Source organism: Photobacterium lucens, assembly GCF_009873615.1.
Lineage (GTDB): Bacteria > Pseudomonadota > Gammaproteobacteria > Enterobacterales > Vibrionaceae > Photobacterium > Photobacterium lucens.
The window spans coordinates 1-3,035 of record NZ_SSMG01000112.1 but is presented as its reverse complement, the minus strand read 5'-3'; the positions used below and the strand labels follow the sequence as shown (position 1 = coordinate 3,035).

Here is a 3,035-nt window from a genome sequence, read left to right as displayed (position 1 = left end):
GTTATATCGTTAATAGGAATTATATAAATCATTAATGTAGCGAGCTGTAAAATAGTAAATCTCTAAATATGCTTATAATGCGACACACTACCTCAAATGAAACAAAAAAAGACCGACTATTATGTTAAGTCGATCTCTATTCATCTTGCTAATATTGGATACTCACTTATTCAATAATTAATCCTAGTTTTGTCAGATCCAGATATTGTTCGACTGCATCAGCAATACGATTGATCCCTTCCTCACGTATTGCAGCAAAATCAAGCGTTGCAATGTTTGATAATCCAGCCCAAGCTAAGATTACATCACAGGCTTGTTGCTGCTCAAAAATACCATGTAAATATGTCCCAAACACTTGGTTATCAATACCTATTTTGCCATCAACATCTTTTTTACCATCAGTCGTAGCTGTTAAATGAATAGGCGCATCACTTTCACTAATACCCGATGTGACACCTGCATGAATTTCATAGCCCGTGACAGGCACTGTCGGCAGATCTGGTAATGTCATCAATCCTGTAACTTGTTTTAACTGTTTGTGCTTGGTGATTTCAGTGGTGATAGGTAGATAACCTAATCCTAGTGACTCACCGGCTTCACCTTCGATGCCGTGAGGATCCGATATCACTTCACCTAACATCTGATAACCACCACAAATCCCCATAACCTTACCGCCAAAACGCAAGTGACGTTGGATTTGTTGATCCCAACCTTGAGAGCGAAGGTAGGCTAAATCACTACGGACACTTTTTGAGCCTGGAATAATGATCAAATCAGCCGGAGGAATCGCTTCTCCTTTACCGACAAACTGTAAATTCACTTGTGGATGCATACGCAGTGGATCAAAATCCGTATGGTTACTGATACGTGTTAATACAGGAACGACAACAGTAATCGCATTCTCTGATTTTTCAACTTGCTGAATATTAATGGCATCTTCTGCTTCTAACATTAACCCATGTAAGTATGGCAGTACGCCAATCACAGGTTTACCTGTTTTCTGCTCTAACCAATCAAGTCCTGATTCAAGTAGTTTAATGTCACCACGGAAACGGTTGATCACAAAGCCTTTTACCCTTGCTTGTTCTGATTCAGACAGCAAGGCTAATGTGCCATATAGATGAGCAAATACACCACCGCGATCGATGTCAGCCACGATGATCACTGGAATATCGGCTTCTTCAGCAAACCCCATATTCGCAACATCGTTTTCACGCAAATTGATTTCAGCAGGACTGCCAGCACCTTCGACGATCACTGTCTCATACTCACGAGTCAGTAAATCGAATGATTCCATGATAGGTGCCATCACCACCTTTTTGTAACTGTTGTAACCAATGGCATCCATGTCTTCGAGTGCTTTCCCCTGCACAATCACTTGTGCACCAACATCAGTATTAGGTTTTAATAACACCGGGTTCATATGAACTGTCGGTTCAATGCCACAAGCATAAGCTTGCACTGCTTGTGCTCGACCAATTTCGCCACCATCTTTGGTTACGGCACTGTTAAGCGCCATATTCTGTGACTTAAACGGCGCAACACGAACCCCTTTTCGAGCCAAAACACGACAAATACCAGCAACAAGTACACTTTTCCCCGCATCTGAAGTCGTTCCTTGCACCATTAATGCACGTAGATTGGTTTTATTTTTATCCATTATTTCTGTGTCTCGTTAACTCGTAATAATCAGTCACTATAAGGCGGCCACTGCAACTGCGGCCAATCTTGGTTGCCATCGTGATAAACGGTGAGCCGTATTCTTGCAGCATAAGGCAAATTGATTCGATGGAGGTAGACGGTATTTTGTGGCATTTCAAATAACAAACGTAGTAATTGACGCATGACGCCTGAGTGTGTCACTAACAAAACCTTCTGACCTTGATATTGCTGTAATAATTGCAACCATGCCTCATTAATACGGTTGTCAAATTGCGCTAATGTTTCACCTTTATGTAGTGCAGTACCATCATCACACTCTTGCCAAGGATCGTACCAATAAGCATCAACATCCTTGCCAACACGTGCTATCAATTGTTGATGAGTTAGCCCATCCCATTCACCGAAATCCATCTCTTTCCATTCATCACAATGTTGAATTGGGATTTGTAATGATTCAGCAATGTATTGAGCGAAAACAGCACAACGTTGAAGTGACGAGGTCACAACAGTATCCAGTGTTGTAATCCCCTCCACAGACTGCCGCATTTGGTTAAAGCCTTGCTCCGTTAAGGCAAAATCGGTATGCCCACGAAGACAATTATCACCTTCAGGTAAACCATGTCGCAAAATATCAATTTGAGTAATAGTCGCCATAGGATCCTCGAATTTTATTTTCTAAAGCGATGGACCTTTCAATACTTGTGGTAATCCCGCTGTTACAAACACGACACGGGGACACTGTTGGGCTATCGCTTGGTGTAACCAACCACTTTCATCAACAAATCTACGAGAAAGCTCGCCTAATGGCACAATTCCTTGGCCTACTTCATTACTGACAAGAATGATTCTGCCTTCTGCTTCAGCAAGCGTTTCTAAAAAATCAGTTTTAGCTTGTTGCCATGAATAGTTATCAAGTGGTTGAAATAAGAAATTGTTTAACCACAGTGTTAAGCAGTCCACCAGCAAACAGGTCTCTTTATTGCTATGCTGTCGAATCACATCCGCTAAGTAATACGGCTCTTCGATTAACTGCCAATGTGCCGGACGCTGTCGTTGGTGTCTTTCAATACGTTCACTCATCTCATCATCACAAGGCGTTGCAGTAGCTATATATTTCACTTGCAACCCAGACTCCTGAGCTAACGTTTCAGCTAATCGGCTTTTACCTGAACGCGCACCACCAAGAATTAACTCTGATTCAACGAACGTATTTTTACTCATAAGCCACTCAGTTATATAAAGAAAACGGCCTATGTTAGCCGATTAATAAGCCGTTGTATTGTGTTCAATCACTGTAACCTTCAGCGTGGTTTTAACTATAGATGATGATTTTGCACGACAAAATATTCTTATTTTTGAGAATGATTGATGAT

General features: G+C 41.4%; 3 protein-coding genes. All 3 read right to left on the bottom strand.

The window, feature by feature from the left end:
• Positions 1–166 precede the first annotated feature (166 nt).
• The 3 genes from E5A76_RS05495 to cobU are packed head-to-tail and all read right to left on the bottom strand — an operon-like array spanning position 167 to position 2,883.
• Positions 167–1,660 (bottom strand): cobyric acid synthase, encoded by a 1,494-nt coding sequence (locus E5A76_RS05495; protein ID WP_161118339.1) that lies wholly within the window; start codon positions 1,658–1,660, stop codon positions 167–169.
• 29 nt (positions 1,661–1,689) lie between these two features.
• Entirely contained in the window at positions 1,690–2,316 is a 627-nt protein-coding gene (locus E5A76_RS05490) for a histidine phosphatase family protein (RefSeq protein WP_161118338.1), read from the bottom strand.
• Between the two features lie 21 nt (positions 2,317–2,337).
• Positions 2,338–2,883, bottom strand: a complete 546-nt coding sequence (gene cobU, locus E5A76_RS05485) for a bifunctional adenosylcobinamide kinase/adenosylcobinamide-phosphate guanylyltransferase (protein ID WP_161118337.1) — start codon at positions 2,881–2,883, stop codon at positions 2,338–2,340.
• Positions 2,884–3,035 lie beyond the last annotated feature (152 nt).